Origin of the sequence: Sphingomonas sp. CFBP 8760, assembly GCF_014841615.1 — a bacterium.
Lineage (GTDB): Bacteria > Pseudomonadota > Alphaproteobacteria > Sphingomonadales > Sphingomonadaceae > Sphingomonas.
Window position 1 is genome coordinate 483787 of the sequence record NZ_JACYUG010000001.1, and the last position, 18973, is coordinate 502759.

Below are 18973 nucleotides of genomic sequence, written 5' to 3' on the forward strand. Positions count from 1 at the left end.
AAGAAGAGAGATGGATCGCCTGCCGGCTTGTCGCCATCTTCTCGCGCAGGTCAGAATGAGGGGATAGAGGATGTGGCGCGCAACCGGCATACCGATCACACCATCTCCGCGTCCTCCGCGCCTCCGCGCGAAACCATTCTTCTCCGCAGCTTCGCCCCGAATCTTTCCCGCGCTGCGATGATCTGGCGGCGGCGCCCCCGCCTCCTATATGGTTGCGATGACCACCGATCGCCGTTCCTTCCTCGCCGCCTCCGGGCTGGGCGCCGCCGCCATCGCGCTGTTCGGGTGCCGCGACGAGGCGGTGGCGGCGGAGCGGTTTCCGGTGACGATGACCGATGCGCAGTGGCGGCAGAAGCTGCCCCCCGCCGCATACCGGGTGCTGCGCCACGAGGACACCGAACGGCCGTTCAGCAGCCCGCTGAATGACGAGCATCGCGCCGGCACCTTCCGATGCAGGGGGTGTGCGCGACCGCTGTTCGCCTCGAAGACCAAGTTCGACAGTGGCACCGGCTGGCCCAGCTTCTGGGCGGCGCTGCCCCGTGCGGTCGGTGCCCGCACCGACGGATCGATGATGATGGCGCGGACCGAGGTGCATTGCGCCGGCTGTGGCGGGCATCTCGGCCATGTCTTCGACGACGGCCCCAAGCCGACCGGCAAGCGTTACTGCATGAACGGCGTGGCGATGGCGTTCACAGTCGCCTGAGGCGTGATCGGGCGGTCAGCCTGCCGCTTGCACCGTCGGCGCACCCGCGATCAGCAGCGGCGCCTGCATCGGCTCCGCCGTCGGCGTCGGTGCCTGATCGGCATAGATGAAGCCGCTGGTCGGGTAGGTCGAGGTGCCGAGACCGCCGGTCGGGCCATACCACACCCGCACCTGGCTCCAGTCGCCCTCGGGCGACACATCCACCGCGCGGACGTCCGTCTCGACGGCGCCCCGGCGGGACCAGTTAGCGTGGGTCAGCAGTACTTCGCGAGGGGACACGATGCGCGACACCATCGCGACATGGCCGACGCGCATCCGCGCCGTCGCCTTGAACGCCAGCACCGCGCCCGGTTGCGGCGCGTCGCCGCGCGCATAGCGCCCCGCCGCCTGCCCCCACCAGGTGTTCGCGTTGCCGTGCAGCGCGATGCCGGACACCGAGCGGGCAAAGGGCGCGCACTGCCAGAACTGCGCCGCCGCCGGGGTGGCCATCATCAGGCCGCACGAAACCACCAGCGCGAAACGCACTGCCAACGCCTTCATCATGACCGGATACCCGCTCGTTCGATTGCTGTGCAGGCTGGCTACGGGCGGATCGGTTAATTGAAAATAACGATCGGAACTTTATCGGGTGAACGGTGTTTCGGCGGCGACAGTCCGCATTTCCGCCACAATCCGGCGGAACGCCAAGCGTGCTTGCCGCCCGCCCCCGCCTGTCTTACCCCATCGCCAAAATCATAGGAGAGCGCGCGATGGACACCGGCACCCTGTTTCGACTCGACGGACGCGTCGCGCTCGTCACCGGCGGCAGTCGCGGGATCGGCCGGATGATCGCGGCGGGCTTCGTCGCGCAGGGGGCGAAGGTCTATGTCTCGTCGCGCAAGGCCGAGGCGTGCGAGGAAACCGCCGCCGAACTGGGGCCGAACTGCATCCCCCTGCCCGCCGACATCGCCACCGTCGACGGTTGCCGCGCACTGGCCGCCGCCCTGGCGGAACGGGAGGGGCAGCTCGACATCCTCGTCAACAATGCCGGCGCGGCGTGGGGCGTGCCGTTCGAGGATTTCCAGGAGGCGGGCTGGGACAAGGTGATGGACCTGAACGTGAAATCACCCTTCTTCCTGACGCAGGCGCTGCACCCGCTGCTGAAGGCATCGGGCAGCGACGCGCGGCCGGCCAAGGTCATCAACATCACCTCGATCGACGGCCAGCGGCTCAACGCATGGGAGACGTACAGCTATCAGGCGTCGAAGGCGGCGCTGATCCACCTGACCCGGCGGATGGCGGCGCGGCTGGTGCAGGACGGCATCAACGTGACCTCGATCGCGCCCGGCGCTTTCCCCAGCAGCATGAACAAGGCCGCGCGCGATCACGGCGACGCGGTGGCGAAGAACATCCCCGCCCGCCGGATCGGCGTGGCAGAGGACATGGCGGGCGCGGCGATCTACCTCGCGGCGCGCGCTGGCGATTATGTGGTGGGGGAGACGATCACCGTCGACGGCGGACTGGTCCACGCTTCATTGGGGGCCAGCATCGACGGGTGAGGGATGGCGGGCGTGGAAGATGCGGGGTCACCGCCCGCATCTTTCCCGTTTTCCCGTCATCAGTGGCTGTTTCGGAAATGCGCCATCCGCAGGCGCTCGTCCGTGATGGCGGCACCGCAGTCAGATCGCTTGGATGAGCTTTAGTCGCTTGCGGCAGGAGGACCTGCCATCCGGTCAGCTGAGATGTAAATTCGCGCAACGCGGCTTGGCTGGCCAGTCGTTGGCGCAATCCTGTACCTGTTTTAAGAGACGGCCAGCTTTGCAACAGGCCGGTACTGCCGAACTATATCCGGAGCCTGTACCGGGCGTCCGTACAAATATCCCTGCGCCTCCTCGCATCCGAGCGCGATGAGCGCCTCCTCCTGTCCCACGCACTCCACGCCCTCGGCAATGACGACAAGCCCTAGACTCTTGGCCATACAGACAACGGCGCCGACGATTGCCGCATCGCCCGCTCCCTGATCGATACAAGCCACAAAGCTTCTGTCGATTTTCAGGCGTGTTAACGGGTATTTCTGGAGAAGGCCCAATGACGCAAAGCCCGTACCGAAATCATCGAAGGCCACCCCGACACCTAGCGTCTTCAACTTGCGGAGCGCCTTGGCCGAATGGCTGCTGTGCCGCAGCACCGTATTTTCCGTTATCTCGAGTTCCAGCTGATCCGCACCAAGGCCGTGACGTGCCAGCGCGTCGAGTACGACCTCGAAGAGGCGGGCGGAACGAAGCTGAACGGGGAACAGATTTACGCCCATCCTGATCCTGCCCAATCCCTCAAGTCGCCAAGCGGCTGCGGTCGAACATGCTTCGTTTATGATCCAGTCGCCCACGATCTCGGCAACCACGCTGCGTTCGAGGATATCGATGAAGGCGTGAGGCTGCAGCAAGCCATGGCGGGGATGGCGCCAACGCAACAGGGCCTCGACACCTACGAGGCTGCGATCGGCGAGCGAAACCTGTGGCTGATACCAGAGCTCGAACTCCCCGTTCGCCAAAGCCGAGCGAAGCTCCATACTCAAGCGAAGATCGTGTTCCGAGCGGCTCTGCATCGCTCTGACGAAGAACGTCCGGGCACCGCCACCCTCACTCTTGGCGCTATAAAGGGCAAGGTCAGCGCTCGACAGAAGCTGATCGGCGCTGGTGCCGTCCTTCGGTGATATCGCTATGCCGATGCTCGTGTTCACGAACACGGATTGCCCAGCCAGTTCGATGGGGGATTGCAGGCTCGCGAAAACCCAATCGGCTGTCTGCTCGATCAGACACGGGTCGGCACAATCCGGCAAAAGGATCGCAAACTCGTCGCCACCGAAACGTGCCACGAAACCGACATCTCCTGCCGCATCGTTCAGGCGCCGCGCCACGCTGGCCAGAAGTTCATCACCAACGGAGTGGCCAAGGCTGTCGTTGACGTGCTTGAAACCGTCCAGGTCCAGCATCAGCAACACGCAGGCACCCGCCTTGATCGCGTCCGACAGGCGCGCCTGCAAGGCATTCCGGTTCGGAAGCGACGTCAACATGTCGCAATGGGCCAGATGTTCAAGACGCCGTCGCGCGCGCTGCCTGTCGGTCACGTCACGGATGAGCGCGCCGAACATCGGCCGGCCCGCCTCGAACCACATCGACAGGGAAAGGTCGACGGGAAATTCATAGCCATCGGCGTGCCAGGCAAGCATCTCAACCGCTTGTCCGGCGAGACGCGCCTTACCCGTCCTTACCGCTCTGGCCAGCCCGGCATCGTGCGCTGCCCGATGCCGCTCCGGCATAATGATCGAAAGTGGCATCCCTACGGCCTGGTCGACGCTGTACCCGAACAGCGTCACTGCAGCGCTATTCCACGAGATGATAAGATTATCCTGTCCCGCACAGATCGCAGCTGTCGCAGAATTGGCGAGCATTTGCTCGTATCGATCCTGCACCCAGTGGGAGTCGATTCTGGCCCTGTTCATCCAAAAGCTCCCCCCCGGCCTTTCGCATCGATCGCAATATTAATACTAATACGACAAGAAGCAAAAAATGAATCTTGAACGTGAAATGACGGCTTCGCCATCGGACGTCGAAGCACCGCAGGACTGATGCGCGAGAACCGCTTTCGTGGCGGCCAGAAACGCCATGCAAACGGATGACCGACAGGAGATCGCTGGTCGATCGCGCCGAACACCGTCGAGCAGGAGTCAGGGCCACGCCCGACAAGAAGCGGGGCGTAGACATCGCATACGTCCTGACGCGAAAAGCCGGTGGAGGGTAGTTCTATCCGGCGGTGGTCAGCGACCTATTCCCGCTACGTTGTCGGCTGGACCGGCGGCGACCGGCTGCACCGCGATCTGGTGCCCGCCGCCTCGCCCTAGCCCCGGCGCGGGGTCAGCAGCCACACCTTCGGGCCGCCGGTCGGCTTTGCGGTGCCGTCGATCCGCACCGCGCGGATCAGGCGGACGGGGCGGAGGATCATCTGGCCCTTCATCGAATCGAAGCCGCCGCCCGATGGCTCGGCGAGGATGCGTTTCACCACCTCCATGCCGCCCACGACATGGCCGAACGCGGCATAGCCCTTGTAGCCGGGGCGGGCGTCCATCTGGGGCGTCGGCCCGACCGTCAACACGAAATTACCGCCGGCGGAGGCGGGATCGTCGCCGCGCGCCATCGAGATCGTGGCGTCGAGATGGCGGATACCGGTCTTGCTGGTCGACTCGAACGGGAAGGAGGGCAGGATGCGCTTGGCATCGGTGCGGATGCCGGCCTGCACGAACCCCCTGGTCGGATCGGCCTTGCCGCGCGCGGCGCGGTAGAAGCTGGTGTCGTCGAACCGGCCATCGTCGACATAGGCCATGAAGTTCGCGGTCGTCTTCGGCGCCCGCCGCGCGTCGAGCGCCAGCATGATCGCCCCGCGCGAGGTATCCAGCCGTACCCGCACGATCCCGGGCCGCCCGCCCGGGGCCTGCGCGGCGGCCGGCGTGAGCGCGGCGATGGCAACGATCGCGAGAGCCGCGCGAAGAGGAAGTCCGTTCATCATTTTTCTACCTCCCCGGCAAAGGCCGGGGTCCAGCTGGAATGGCGGCCGTGGTCCGTCACGGACGTCCGCCCAACCGGACCCCGGCCTTTGCCGGGGGGGTAGCGATGGTCGGCGGCAGGGACAACCGGCTTATCGTCACCGATACGGGCGCCCTACCCCGTCCCCTCAGCGCGCGATCCCGCCCGCCGCCAGCACCGCCAGCGTCACCAGTTCGCTCGCGGTCGAGGTCATCGGGGCGATCTGCACCGGCTTCTCCATGCCGATCAGCATCGGGCCGATCATGTCGTCGCCGCCCAGTTCGCGCAGCAGCTTGGCGGAGATGTTGGCGGATTGCAGGCCGGGCATGATGAGGATGTTGGCCGGGCCGGACAGCCGCGCGAACGGGAAGTTCTTCAGCTGCTTCGGGTTCAGCGCCACGTCGGGTGCCATCTCGCCTTCATATTCGAAGCTGACCTGCCGGCCGTCGAGCACCTTCACGCCGTCACGGATATTGTCGAGCCACTGGCCGTCCGGGTTGCCGAAGGTGGAATAGCTGAGGAACGCGACGCGCGGCTCATGCCCCATCCGCCGCGCGACCTGCGCGGTCTGTTCGGCGATGTCGGCCAGTTCCTCGCCGGTCGGGCGCTCATTGATCGTGGTGTCGGCCATGAACACGGTGTGGCTCTGCCCGACGAGCAGATGGATGCCGAACGGCACCTTGCCCGCCATCGGATCGATCACGCGCCGCACGTCCTTGAACGTCTTGGCATAGGTGCGGGTGATGCCCGTGATCATCGCATCGGCATGGCCGAGCTGGAGCAGGATCGAGCCGAAGGTGTTGCGGTCCTGATTGACCATCCGCTCGATATCGCGGCGCAGATAACCGCGGCGTTGCAGCCGCTGGTACAGGAACTCCACCATCTGCGGCACCAGCGTCGAGGTGCGGCTGTTGTGGACCTCGTATTCGTCGGGATTGGTCACGCCCAGCGCACGCAGCCGATCGTGCACGTCGTCGCGACCGACCAGCACGGGCACGCCGTAGCCGCCCTCCTTGAACGCGATCGCGGCGCGCAGCACCACTTCCTCCTCGCCCTCGGCGAACAGCACGCGCTTGGGATGCGCCTTCGCACCCTCATAGGCGAGCGTCAGGACCGAGGTGGTGGGGTTCAGCCGCTCGCGCAGCGACTGGCGATAGGCGGCCATGTCGATGATCGGCTTGGTCGCGACGCCCGAATCCATCGCCGCCTTGGCGACGGCGGAGGGCACGATCTCCATCAGCCGCGGGTCGAACGGCGACGGGATGATGTATTCCGGGCCGAAGCTGTGCTGCACGCCATAGGCGACCGCGACCTCGTCGGGCACGCGCTGCCGCGCCAGTTCGGCGATGGCGTTGGCGGCGGCGATCTTCATCTGGTCGTTGATGCCGGTGGCGCGCACGTCGAGCGCGCCGCGGAAGATGAAGGGGAAGCAGATCACGTTGTTGACCTGGTTGGGATAATCCGACCGGCCGGTGGCGACGATCGCATCGGGGCGTGCCGCCTTGGCCAGTTCGGGGCGGATTTCCGGTTCCGGATTGGCCATCGCGAAGATGATCGGCGACGGCGCCATGTCCTTCACCATCTCCGGCTTCAGCGCGCCCGCCGCCGACAGGCCGAGGAACATGTCCGCCCCCACCAGCGCCTCGGTCAGGGTGCGGCGCTCGGTGACGGCGGCGTGCGCGGACTGCCACTGGTTCACGTCGTCGCGGCCCTGATAGATAACGCCGGTACGGTCGCACATCAGCACGTTGTCGTGGCGCACGCCCATCGCCTTGATGAGTTCGGTGCAGGCGATCGCCGCCGCGCCCGCACCGTTCACCACCACCTTCACGTCCTTCAGGTGACGGCCGGTCAGCATGCACGCGTTGATGAGGCCGGCGGCGCAGATGATCGCGGTGCCGTGCTGGTCGTCATGGAAGACCGGGATGTTCATCCGCTCGCGCAGCGTCTGCTCGATGATGAAGCATTCGGGGGCCTTGATGTCCTCAAGGTTGATGCCGCCGAACGTCGGCTCCATCAGCTCGACCGCGTCGATGAAGCGGTTCACGTCCTCCGTCTTCAGTTCGATATCGATCGAATCGACATCGGCGAAGCGCTTGAACAGCACCGCCTTGCCTTCCATCACGGGCTTCGCGGCCAGCGCGCCGAGATTGCCCATGCCGAGGATCGCGGTGCCGTTGGAGATCACCGCGACCAGATTGCCCTTGGCGGTGTAATCATAGGCGGTCGTGGGATCGTCGGCGATCGCCTGCACCGGCACCGCGACGCCGGGGGAATAGGCGAGCGCCAGATCGCGCTGCGTCGCCATCGGCTTGGATGCGATGATCTCGATCTTGCCGGGCCGCCCCTCCGAATGGAACAGCAGCGCCTCGCGCTCGGAGAACTGGACGTTGACGGCTTCGGACATGAAGGGCTCTCCCGCAGATTTTGCGACCGTACTAGGCCCAGCGTCCGCCCAAGGGAACGCCGGAATTCAACCGATATATGGCGGAATTCCAGCCGCCCGTCGCTTTCCTGCCGCTGGCAGGCCCCAACATGTGCAGGAATCGGCACATCGCGTGAGCGGGTTGATCCCGTGGCCGATCGGCCCCCGGATCACGCGCGACGATCAGGGCCGGGGTTTCCAACCCGGCAGACGAAGGCATATAGTCGTCGCGATGAGGCATGAACCGGGCATCTTCGACGAACGCGACAACGAGGCGGTATCGCCGGGCCGCGCCCGCGTCGATATCGCCGCCGGCCGGGTCCACGATCGGGCGATCGTCGGCGAATGGCTTGCAGCGCGGCATGGCGAGGTCCAGACGACGACCATCAGCTATTCATCGTCTTTGCGAGCGTAGCGAAGCAACCGGGAGCGTCAGATGCGCGGCCACCGGGTTGCCGCGTCGCGCCGCTCCTCGCAATGACGGATCATGGTGATGTCACCCCCCACCCCGATGATGGCCCAGTACCTCGCGCTGAAGGCGGAGGCGCAGGATTGCCTGCTATTCTATCGCATGGGCGATTTCTTCGAGTTGTTCTTCGAGGATGCGCGCGTCGCCGCCGCCGTGCTCGACATCGCGCTGACCGCGCGCGGCGAGCATGAGGGCGAGCGGATCCCGATGTGCGGCGTCCCCGTCCATGCCGCCACCGCCTATCTGCAACGCCTGATCAAGGCGGGGCACCGCGTCGCGATCGCCGAACAGACCGAAAGCCCGGAGGCGGCGCGCAAGGCGCGCGGCAGCAAGGCGCTGGTCAACCGCGCGATCGTCCGCGTCGTCACCGCGGGCACGCTGACCGAGGAGGCGCTGCTGGATGCGCGCACCGACAACTGGTGCGTCGCGATCGGCGAGGTCGGCCAAGGGGCGGGGCGCGACGTGGCGCTGGCCGCCGCCGACGTATCGACCGGGCGGTTCCAGGTGATCCTGCTCGACCCCGCCGCGCTGCCCGCCGAACTGGCGCGGCTGGCCCCGGCGGAAGTCGTGGCGTCGGAGGCGGGCGATACCGCCGATCTCGCCACCACCACCCGGCCGAAGGCGGAATTCGACAGCGGCGCGGGCGAGGCGCGGCTGAAACGCCTGTTCGGGGTCGCGACGCTGGACGGGTTCGGCCAGTTCGGGCGGGCGGAACTGGCGGCGGCGGGCGGGCTGGTCGCCTATCTCGATCATACCGCGCGGGGCGCGCTGCCGTTCCTGCGCCCGCCGGTGTTGCACCGCGCCGCGACCACGATGGCGATCGACGCCGCGACCCGCGAAAGCCTGGAGCTGACGCAGACCACGCAGGGGCAGCGGCGCGGCAGTCTGCTCGATGCCGTCGACCGGACGGTGACGGGCGCGGGCGCGCGGGCGCTGGCGGCGGATATCGGCGCGCCGCTGATGGACCGGGCGACGATCGACGCGCGGCTCGATCTGGTCGGCTGGTTCCACGACGATGCCGCGTTGCGCGAACGGGTGCGCGCGGCGCTGCGCGCGCTGCCCGATATCGGCCGGGCGCTGGGGCGACTGGTCGCGGGGCGCGGCGGCCCGCGCGATCTGGGTCAGTTGCGCGACGGGCTGGACGCGGCATGGGCGCTGGGCGAGCGGATCGCGGTACCGGGCGCGCCGCCGCTGCTGGATCAGCTGGCGCCGCAATTGCGCGGGCACGGCGCGTTGATCGACCTGTTGCGCCGCGCGCTCGTCCCCTCGCCCCCGATCGAGGCGGGCGATGGCGGCTATATCGCGGCGGGATATGACGTCGCGCTCGACGACCTGCGCGATGCCGGTGCCGGCGGGCGCCGCACGATCGCCGCGCTGGAGGCGGAGTTCCGCCAGCAGACCGGCGTCACCGCGCTGAAGATCCGCCACAACAACGTGCTCGGCTATCATGTCGAGGTGCCGGCCCGCGCCGCCGATGCGCTGATGAAGCCCGACAGCGGCTTCACCCATCGCCAAACGCTGGCCGGCGTCGTCCGCTTCAACACCCCCGCGCTGCACGAAGTGGCGGCGAAGGTGGCGCAGTCGGGCGCGCACGCGCTGGCGGCGGAGGCGGCGCATCTGGAGGACCTGACCGCGCAGGCGCTGGCGGTGCGCGAGGGCGTGGCCGCCACCGCCGACGCGCTCGCCCGGCTGGACGTGGCGGCGGGCCTCGCCGAACGCGCGGCGGAGGGCGGCTGGGCGCGGCCGGTGCTGGTCGAGGATCGCTGCTTCGCGATCGAGGGCGGCCGCCATCCGGTGGTCGAGGCGGCGGTGGCGCGCAGCGGCGGCCGCTTCGTCGCCAACGACTGCCGGCTGTCGGAAAGCTCGCGACTGTGGCTGGTGACGGGGCCGAACATGGGCGGCAAATCCACCTTCCTGCGCCAGAACGCGTGCATCGCGGTGCTGGCGCAGGCGGGCAGCTATGTGCCCGCCACCACCGCCACGCTGGGGCTGGTCGACCGGTTGTTCAGCCGCGTCGGCGCGTCGGACAATCTGGCGCGGGGCCGCTCCACCTTCATGGTCGAGATGGTGGAGACCGCCGCGATCCTGGCGCAGGCGACGGCGCGCAGCTTCGTGATCCTCGACGAGGTCGGGCGCGGCACCAGCACCTATGACGGGCTGGCGATCGCCTGGGCGGTGGTGGAGGCGATCCACGAGGACAATCGCTGCCGCTGCCTGTTCGCGACGCATTACCACGAACTGACGCGGCTGGCCGAACGCTGCGACGCGCTGACGCTCCACCATGTCCGCGCGCGCGAGTGGAAGGGCGATCTGGTGCTGCTCCACGAACTGGCCGACGGCCCCGCCGACCGCAGCTACGGCCTTGCCGTCGCCCGCCTCGCCGGGATGGCGCCGCAGACGGTGGCGCGTGCCAAGGCGGTGCTGGCCAAGCTGGAGGCGGGACGCGCGAAGACCGGCGGGCTGGCGGCGGGGCTGGACGACCTGCCCCTGTTCGCCGCCGCACAGGCCGCCGACGAACAGCAATGCGACGCGATCCGCGCCGAGGTGGAGGCGATCGACGTCGACGCACTCACCCCGCGCGAGGCGCTGGACACGCTGTACCGGCTGAAGGCACTGGCGCGCGAGGGGTGAGTGCGGCACACCCGCCATCGCCCCTTTCCGCACGAGCGCGCCGTTCATGCCCACCGCCCCTTTCCGCCTCCATCCCGACCTCGATCGCCATGCCATCCGCGATGCCTATCGCCGGGACGGCCGGGTGCGGATTCACGACCTGTTGGCCGACGAGGGTGCTCTGACCCTGCGCAACTGGCTGAAGCGGCGCGAGGAATGGCGGCAGATACTGAACAGCGGCGACAAGGTGTACGAACTGGACCGCGCCACCCGCGACGGGCTGAGCGAGGCGCAACGCCGGACGCTAGACGAGGCGGTCATGGCCGGGGTGCGCGCCGGGTTCCAGTATCGCTATGAATCGATCCGCGTTCCCGATGGCATCGCCGCCCGCCTGGCCGCGGATGATCCCCTGTCGGCCTTCGCCGCCTGGCTGTCGGGCGCGGAGGCGCTGGATTTCCTGCGCGAGGTGACCGGCCACGCCGACAGCGTCTTCACCGACGCGCAGGCGACCGCCTATGCCCCCGGCGACCTGCTGACCGCGCATGACGACGCCGTGGCGGGCAAGGATCGCCGTGCCGCCTATGTCCTCGGGCTCAATCCGGAATGGCGGGCGGAATGGGGCGGGCTGCTGCTGTTCCATGACGGGGCGGACCGGGTGACGGGCATGGTGCCCGCGTTCAACACGCTGGACCTGTTGTCGGTGCCGCAGGCGCACAGCGTATCGATGGTAACGCGGGCTGCACCATCCCGGCGTTATGCCATCACCGGCTGGCTGCGTGCGCAACGCCAGCCGGATTGACGACCACCCGCATCAGGCAAGGCCCATCGCCATGGCATCCCGTTTCGAACACCTTCCCCATCGCCGCGCGATCGTCGACCGGCGGGCGCTGGCGGAAACGATCGCGGCGTTGCCCGGGGACGGTCTGCGCAACCGTGCGGTCGCGCTGCTGAAGGAGGCGCTGGCCGCCGGGCGGGCGGAGATCGCCCGGCGACTGGCGGAACGGCCGACGCGCGGGCTGGAGATCGCGGCGGCGCAGGCCTATCTGATCGACCGGCTGGTCGTGATCCTGTTCGACCTCGCCACCACCCGCCTGCATCCGGAGGGCGAGCCGATCACGCTGCTGGCGGTCGGTGGTTACGGCCGGGGCGAGATGGCGGCGCATTCCGACATCGACATCGGTTTCCTGACCCGTAACGCCCCTGCCCCCGCCACCGCGCAGGTGATCGAGACGATGCTGTACGCGCTGTGGGACCTGGGCCTGAAGGTGGGGCACAGCAGCCGGTCGCTGGACGAGATGATCCGCCAGGCCAAGGCCGACGTCACCGTCCGCACCGCCTTGCTGGAGGCACGCTTCGTGACGGGCGACGCCACGCTGTACGACGATGCCGCCCGCCGCTTCAAGGCGGAGATCCAGCGCGGCACCGAGCGGCAATTCATCGCCGACAAGCTGGCCGAGCGCGACGCCCGCCACCGCCGAATGGGCGACACCCGCTACGTCGTCGAACCTAACGTCAAGGAGGGCAAGGGGTCGTTGCGCGATCTCCACGCGCTGTTCTGGATCGGCAAGTACATCTTCGATGTGCAGCGCGCGCGCCAGCTGGTCGATGTCGGGCTGTTCACGCCGCAGGAATATCGCGGTTTCCACCGCGCCGACGATTTCCTGTGGGCGGTCCGGTGCCACCTCCACGTCATCACCGGCCGGGCCGAGGACCGGCTGACCTTCGACGTGCAGCGCGAGGTGGCGGCGCGGATGCGGTTCCACGACCGCAACGACAAGCCGGCGGTGGAACGCTTCATGCAATTCTACTTCCTGCAGGCGCGTACCGTCGGCACGCTGACGGGCGTGTTCCTGGCGCATCTGGACGAACGCTTCGCCTCGCGCGGGCGGCGGTTCGGGCTGCCGCATCTGCGTCGTTCGCCGAAGCGACTGAACGGCTTCGTGCTGGATCGCGGCCGCCTCGCCCTGCCCGACGACGGTTTCTTTCGCGACGATCCGATCCGGCTGCTCGAAATCTTCGCGCTTGCCGATGCGCACCGGCTGGAAATCCATCCGCTGGCGATGCGCGCGGCGTCGCGCGACGCCAAGCTGATCGACGAATATCGCCAGCACCCCCGCGCCAACGCGCTGTTCCTGGAGGTGCTGACCAGCCCCGGCGATCCCGAACTGGTGCTGCGCTGGATGAACGAGGCGGGGGTGATGGGCCGCTTCATCCCCGATTTCGGCCGGGTCGTGGCGATGATGCAGTTCGACATGTACCACCACTTCACCGTCGACGAGCATACCATCCAGGCGATCGGCCTGCTCGCCCGGATCGAGGCGGGGACGCTGGTGGAGGATCATCCGCTGGCCTCGGCGATCTTCGACCAGATCGTGTCGCGTCGGGTGCTGCGCGTCGCGGTGCTGCTGCACGACATCGCCAAGGGGCGCGGCGGCGACCATTCGATCCTCGGCGCGGAGGTGGCATTGCGGCTGTGCCCGCGGTTCGGCCTGACCCCGGCGGAGACGGAGACGGTATCGTGGCTGGTCCGCCATCACCTGCTGATGTCGGACACCGCGTTCAAGCGCGACCTGTCCGACTTCAAGACCATCCTCGATTTCGCCGGCACCATCGCCAGTCCGGAACGGCTGCGCCTGCTGCTGGTGCTGACGATCGTCGATATCCGCGCGGTCGGGCCGGGGACGTGGAACAGCTGGAAACGCCAGTTGCTCGCCACGCTGTTCGAATCGGCGGAGGAGGTGCTGCGCCTCGGCCACAAGCAGCGCGGCCGGGCGGAGCGGATCGCGGCGCGGCAGGAGAATCTCGCCACCGCGCTCGGCTGGGACGAGGAACGCTTCGCCGCCTTCGTCCGGCGTCTGCCCGAACCCTATTGGATCGCGGAGCCGGACGACGTGCTGGAACACAATGCCCGGCTGATGGCGGCGGCGGGCGATGCGCCGCTGTCGATCGACGCGCAGGTGTACGAGGAACGCGGCGCGACGCTGGTGACGATCTATGCCGCCGACCATCCCGGCCTGTTCTATCGCATCGCCGGGGCGATCCACGTCGCGGGCGGCAACATCATCGATGCGCGCATCCACACCACGCGCGACGGCATGGCGATCGACAATTTCCTGGTGCAGGACCCGTTCGGCCGCCCCTTCGACGACAGCACCCAACTGGCCCGGCTGCGCGTCGCGATCGAGGATGCGCTGGCCAATCGCGGCAAGCTGAACGACCGGCTGGTCGCCAAGCCATCGGCGCGGACGCGCGCGGATGCCTTCACCATCCAGCCCAACGCGCTCATCAACAACGAGGCGTCGAACCGCTTCACCGTGATCGAGGTCAACGCCCGCGACCGGCCGGCGCTGCTCAACCAGCTGGCGCAGGCGCTGTTCCAGTCAAAGGTGACGATCCATTCCGCCCATGTCGCCACGTATGGCGAGCGCGCGGTCGACACCTTCTACGTCACCGACCTGACCGGCGACCGGCTGACCGGCGCGACCCGGATCAAGGCGCTGGAAAAACGGCTGCTGGTGGCGGCGGCGGGCGATGCGGTGGACGTGGCGGCGTAGGCAGGGTCTGGCCCTGCGACGATGATGCCTATCGAGATCAAACAGCTTCCCCGGCGGAGGTCGGGGTCCAGTTGGGCGACGTACAGTTGTCGATTACTGCCGCCATTCCAACTGGACCCCGGCCTTCGCCGGGGATGAGCAGAAAGAAGAGTCGAACGCCTGACCGATGCTCAGAACCGCGAGCGCAGCGTCACACCGTAGGTGCGCGGTTCGGCGAGGAACGCCGAATAGAGCGCGTTGGAGGTGCTGCCGAACGCCTGGGTGTTCGCAACCGACCCGGCCCCCTGGAACGGGGTGTTGAACGCGACCTGGATGTAATCCTGGTTGAGCAGGTTCTGCGCCCAGAACTCGATCGCCCATAGCTGGTCCCGGCCGCGCAGACCGATGCGCGCATTGACCAGCGCGAACCCGTCCTGCTTCTTCTCCGGCGCCAGATCGGACCCGGTGTTGTAGTCGGAACTCAGCCGGCTATCGACGTAGAACAGCGCCGACAGGCCGTTGCTGCCGATATCCGGCGTCCACGCCAGCGAGGTGGTGACGACGTTCTTCGGCGCGTTCGACATCTGGCGGCCGGGCAGCAGGAACAGGGCGGGATCAAGCGCCTCGCCCGACGAACTGCCGACCAGATTGTTGCGGAAATGCGTGTCGGCATAGGTGTAGCCGGCACTGAAGGTCAGGTCGCGGATGGGGTTCATCGTCGCTTCCAGCTCGACGCCCTGCGAGATCACGCCGGCGCGATCGGCCCGGCCGGGGCAGGCGCCGGTGCCGGGCACCGCGGGGGCGTTGTCACGATCCGCGCCACCCAGATTGTCTTTGCACGACTGGATGTTCTGCACGACGAACACCGATCCGTTGAAGGTGTTCAGCTGGAAATCGGTGAACTCCTGCCGGAACGCCGCGACATTCAGGCTGAAATGGCCGCGGATATTGTATTTCGCGCCGATTTCGTAGGCGTTGACCTTCTCGGCATCGAAGCGAAGCCCCGGCGCGTCGGCATTGGTACGGGCCGCGAACACGCCGTTCGGCCCGCCCAGATCGGAGCGGTCGAGATTGTAGCCGCCCGCCTTGTACCCCTTGGCATAGGAGGCGTAGGTCATCAGCCGCGGCGTCGGCTTCCACGAGATCACGCCGGTGCCGGTGAACTCGCCATCGTCGAACCCGTCGTCCAGGTTCAGCGCGTTGAGGCCGGTCGAGGAATTGCCGGTGCAGCTGAGGGTCACGATCGCGGCCAGATACTGCCGCCCCGCCGCCGGCACCGCCTGATTGGCGATCAGGGGTGACAATATGTTCTGCTGCTGGGGACAGATCGTGTTGTTGTTGTTGAAATTGGCGCGGAAGTCCTTGCTTTCATGCGTGTAGCGCAGGCCCAGCGTCACCGAGAGCGTATCGGTGATGTTCAGGATGTTGTGCGTGAAGAAGGCGTAGTTCTCGCTGTCCTGCCGATAGACCGACCGCTGGTCGCCCAGATTGTTCAGCTGCGACAACCGGTCCAGCCCGCCCAGCACCGTGCCCGCCAGCGTGCCGAAATTCGATCCCAGCGCCTGGCGTGCGGTCGCACCGCCCAGCGCGGCGATCGGCGTGGTGCCGAGACAGCCGGGGTTGTTCTGGTTCTGGAGGAAGGCGGCCGGGTTGGCCGTCGCGACCAGCCGGCATGCCGCGAACGCACCGTAATTGGCACCGAACACGGCATTGTCGACCAGCCTCAGCTTCTCCCGCGAGTAGAAACCGCCGACCAGCCAGTCGAGCTTGCCCTCGAACAGCGAGCCGTTGAGCCGCACTTCCTGCGTGAAGGTCTTGAACTGGCGATACGCGTTGCCGTTCGCCGCCCGGTGGGTGAGATCGACATTGGTGTAATCGACATCGCCGGCATTGCCCGCCTTGTACTGGCGATAGGCGGTGATCGAGGTCAGCGTGGCACCGCCCAGATCCCAGTCGATCTGGCCCGAACCGCCATAATCCTCGGTCTTGTTGCGATAGCTCTGGCCCGGCGTCACCGCCACCTGCCGGCTGAACGGATCGGGGAAGGTGCCGGCCAGCGGGAAGACCGCGCCCTGCCGGCGCAGGATATCGACGATGCGGTTGCCGGTGTTGTACTGGATCGCGCCGGTGGTGTTCACCGTGGTCCCGTTGGTGTTGCTGGTGACGACGGTGCCGGCGGGCACCTGCGCTTCCTGCTGCCCGTAATAGACCGCGCCACAGCAGCTTTCGTTGCGGTGGGTATAGTCGCCGATCAGGCGGACGCTGAGCGCGTCGCTGGGTTTGAACAGTAGCTGGCCACGGACGAAATAGCGGTCGCGATCGTTGACCCGCGATTCGGTCCCGTTCGCGGCGGTGACGTTGCGGTAGAAACCGTCGCGCTTGTTATAGACCCCGTCGACCCGGAAGGCGAGCGTATCGCCGATCAGCGGCCCGGTCAGCCCGCCGACGAAACGGTAATTGTCGTAATTGCCATAGGTCGCCTCCGCGACACCGCCGAATTTGAATTCGGGCGCGCGCGTGACGATGTTGATGAGGCCGGCGGAGGCGTTGCGCCCGAACAGCGTGCCCTGCGGTCCGCGCAGTACCTCGACGCGTTCGATCTCGCCCAGTTCGTTCAGGCCGACGCCGGTGCGGCTGCGATAGACGCCGTCGATGAACACCGCGACCGAGCTTTCCAGACCGGGATTGTCGCCGACCGTGCCGATGCCGCGGATACGGGCGGAGGCGTTGGCCTCCGATCCTGTCGACGAGATGAGCAGCGAGGGCGCGAGCTGGTTGAGCGAGCGGATGTCGTTCGCGCCAGTGTTCTGGAGTGATTCCTGCGTCACCGCGCTGACCGCGATCGGCACGTCGGACAACGGGCTGGCGCGGCGCGTGGCGGTGACGATGATGTCGCCGACACTGGCGGCGGCATTCTCGTCGCTGGTGTCGGGGCCGGCATTGGCGTTGCCGGACTGGACCGCACCATTGGCGGTGGCGGCGCTGGGCACCTGCCGCGCCGCGCCATTGGTGGGAACAGGCTCCTGCGCCCATGCCGGCGCGGCAATCGCCACCGTGACGGCGGCAGACAGCAGGTACGCGGTCGCACGCTTCATCGCATCTCTCTCCTGGGTCGGTTTTTCGAACTTATGGTTTGATCGTTTTGTAAGGACGGAAAAGAGGGCGCGTCAATGTTTTTGAATGTCGCCCCTGCTGGACGTCCCGTTTCGGGCGGGTGGTGTCGCTGCCGGGCAACATCGTGCGGTGCAGCAATCGGGGTGCAATCGATGACGTCATTTGGCCGGCCGGCAAGCGGCCGGAAAGCCCGTCATGGCGGCATGGCGGCGTGTTCATAAGCACTTGAACGAAACGGGGCGACCGTCGCCGGCCGCCCCTGTTCACGCATCGATCGAATGGATCGGCGGACTTATTTGGGCGAGAGCACCATCAGCATCTGCCGGCCTTCCATGCGCGGATAGGCTTCGACCTTCGCGACCTCGGCCGTGTCCTGCGCCACGCGCTGGAGCACCGCCATGCCGAGCTGGCCATGGCTCAACTCGCGACCGCGGAAGCGCAGCGTCAGCTTGACCTTGTCGCCCTCGCCGATGAACTCGTGCACCTTCTTCATCTTGGTGTCGTAGTCGTGGTCGTCGATGTTCGGACGCATCTTGATCTCCTTGATCTCCTGCGTCTTCTGCGACTTGCGGGCGAGGTTCGCCTTCTTCTGCGCCTCGTACTTGTACTTGCCGACGTCGAGGAACTTGGCGACGGGCGGATCGGCATTGGGGGACACCTCGACCAGATCGAGGCCGAGTTCCTGCGCCTGCGCCTGCGCCTCACGCGTGTACATCACGCCGAGATTCTCACCCTCATGGTCGATCACGCGGACCTTGGGGCTGACAATCCATTCGTTGAAACGAGGACCGTTCATCGGCGGCGCCTGGTTGGGTCGGCGCATCATGGGAGGACGTATGGGGTAAACTCCTGTGGCAACTGCCTGCATAATATAAGGCATCGCCGGTGCTTTGGGAAGATGCCGTTCCACCCCCGCATTGGCCCGTTGCATCGCCCCCCGCCTTCGGCAAGATAGACGCCGCTGATCGGGAGGAATGGATGCGCGGACGGGTACTTGGCGTGGATGCGCGCACCGGCGACGGACTGGTCGCGGGTGACGACGGCCGCCGTTACACCTTCCAGCCCGCCGACTGGGCCAGCCGTGGCGAGCCGGCGATCGGGATCGAGGTGGATTTCGACGCCGACGACCGCCGCGCGCTCAGCATCTATCCGATTCCCGCCGCCACGCCGCCGGTCGCGGCGCAACCCGCGCCAGCGGTGCGGAACGACCGCAACAAATATGTTGCCGCCGTCATCGCCTTCCTGCTGGGCTCGCTTGGCATCCATCGCTTCTATCTGGGGCGGACCGGATCGGGCATTGCGATGCTGGTGCTGACCTGCACCGTCGTCGGACTGCTGATTACCGGGCCATGGGCGTTCATCGACATGATTCGGTACCTCGTCATGTCGGAAGACGAGTTCGCGGCACGGTATCGGCGGGATTAGAATGCGATGACATCGGCCTCACCCATCCTGCCGTAGTCCCGTCGTTGCGAGCGTAGCAAAGCAATCCAGGGCGTCACGCACCGGGCGCTGGATTGCTTTGTACGCTCGCCGACGATCAGTGGTTCATCGACCTCA

13 protein-coding genes are annotated in these 18973 nt (G+C 67.0%); 7 read left to right on the top strand and 6 right to left on the bottom strand.

The genetic code is table 11. The annotated features are described in order from the left end of the window. Window positions 1-217: 217 nt before the first annotated feature. Window positions 218-703 carry a peptide-methionine (R)-S-oxide reductase MsrB gene (gene msrB / locus IFT82_RS02275; RefSeq protein WP_446740936.1) on the top strand — a complete coding sequence of 162 codons (486 nt, stop codon included), beginning with the start codon at window positions 218-220 and terminating at the stop codon, window positions 701-703. Between the two features lie 15 nt (window positions 704-718). Here the strand turns inward: msrB and IFT82_RS02280 are convergent, their stop codons facing one another. Next, window positions 719-1243 (bottom strand): CHAP domain-containing protein, encoded by a 525-nt coding sequence (locus tag IFT82_RS02280; protein WP_192124331.1) that lies wholly within the window; start codon window positions 1241-1243, stop codon window positions 719-721. Window positions 1244-1452: 209 nt separating this feature from the next. Between IFT82_RS02280 and IFT82_RS02285 the strand changes: the two genes are divergently transcribed. Then, the gene (locus IFT82_RS02285; protein ID WP_192123995.1) at window positions 1453-2241 is read left to right on the top strand and encodes an SDR family oxidoreductase; all 789 of its coding nucleotides are present in this window, start codon (window positions 1453-1455) and stop codon (window positions 2239-2241) included. Window positions 2242-2483: 242 nt separating this feature from the next. Here the strand turns inward: IFT82_RS02285 and IFT82_RS02290 are convergent, their stop codons facing one another. The 3 genes from IFT82_RS02290 to IFT82_RS02300 form a co-directional block, all read right to left on the bottom strand. Then, window positions 2484-4184 carry a putative bifunctional diguanylate cyclase/phosphodiesterase gene (locus tag IFT82_RS02290; protein ID WP_192123997.1) on the bottom strand — a complete coding sequence of 567 codons (1701 nt, stop codon included), beginning with the start codon at window positions 4182-4184 and terminating at the stop codon, window positions 2484-2486. 395 nt (window positions 4185-4579) lie between these two features. After that, the gene (locus tag IFT82_RS02295) at window positions 4580-5245 is read right to left on the bottom strand and encodes a peptidylprolyl isomerase (protein WP_244646365.1); all 666 of its coding nucleotides are present in this window, start codon (window positions 5243-5245) and stop codon (window positions 4580-4582) included. A 165-nt stretch (window positions 5246-5410) separates the two neighbouring features. Then, window positions 5411-7669: an NADP-dependent malic enzyme gene (locus tag IFT82_RS02300; RefSeq protein WP_192123999.1), complete on the bottom strand. Its 2259-nt coding sequence runs from the start codon at window positions 7667-7669 to the stop codon at window positions 5411-5413. 250 nt (window positions 7670-7919) lie between these two features. Here IFT82_RS02300 and IFT82_RS02305 point away from each other — a divergent pair, with 250 nt between their 5' ends. The 4 genes from IFT82_RS02305 (at window position 7920) to IFT82_RS02320 (ending at window position 14320) form a co-directional block, all read left to right on the top strand. Continuing rightward, entirely contained in the window at window positions 7920-8102 is a 183-nt protein-coding gene (locus tag IFT82_RS02305; protein WP_192124001.1) for a hypothetical protein, read from the top strand. Between the two features lie 96 nt (window positions 8103-8198). Next, a complete protein-coding gene (mutS, locus tag IFT82_RS02310) occupies window positions 8199-10787 on the top strand; it encodes a DNA mismatch repair protein MutS (protein WP_192124335.1) in 2589 nt (862 codons plus the stop codon). Between the two features lie 46 nt (window positions 10788-10833). Further along, window positions 10834-11565: a 2OG-Fe(II) oxygenase gene (locus IFT82_RS02315; RefSeq protein ID WP_192124003.1), complete on the top strand. Its 732-nt coding sequence runs from the start codon at window positions 10834-10836 to the stop codon at window positions 11563-11565. Window positions 11566-11596: 31 nt separating this feature from the next. Further along, a complete protein-coding gene (locus tag IFT82_RS02320; RefSeq protein ID WP_192124005.1) occupies window positions 11597-14320 on the top strand; it encodes a [protein-PII] uridylyltransferase in 2724 nt (907 codons plus the stop codon). Between the two features lie 170 nt (window positions 14321-14490). On the opposite strand, the gene IFT82_RS02325 is transcribed toward IFT82_RS02320, so the two are convergent. Beyond that, window positions 14491-17394, bottom strand: a complete 2904-nt coding sequence (locus IFT82_RS02325) for a TonB-dependent receptor (protein WP_192124007.1) — start codon at window positions 17392-17394, stop codon at window positions 14491-14493. Between the two features lie 311 nt (window positions 17395-17705). Further along, on the bottom strand, window positions 17706-18239 hold the full coding sequence (infC, locus tag IFT82_RS02330) for a translation initiation factor IF-3 (RefSeq protein ID WP_192124337.1): 534 nt from the start codon (window positions 18237-18239) through the stop codon (window positions 17706-17708). Window positions 18240-18391: 152 nt separating this feature from the next. On the opposite strand from infC, the gene IFT82_RS02335 reads away from it, so the two are divergent. Continuing rightward, window positions 18392-18838, top strand: a complete 447-nt coding sequence (locus tag IFT82_RS02335) for a TM2 domain-containing protein (protein ID WP_192124009.1) — start codon at window positions 18392-18394, stop codon at window positions 18836-18838. Window positions 18839-18973 lie beyond the last annotated feature (135 nt).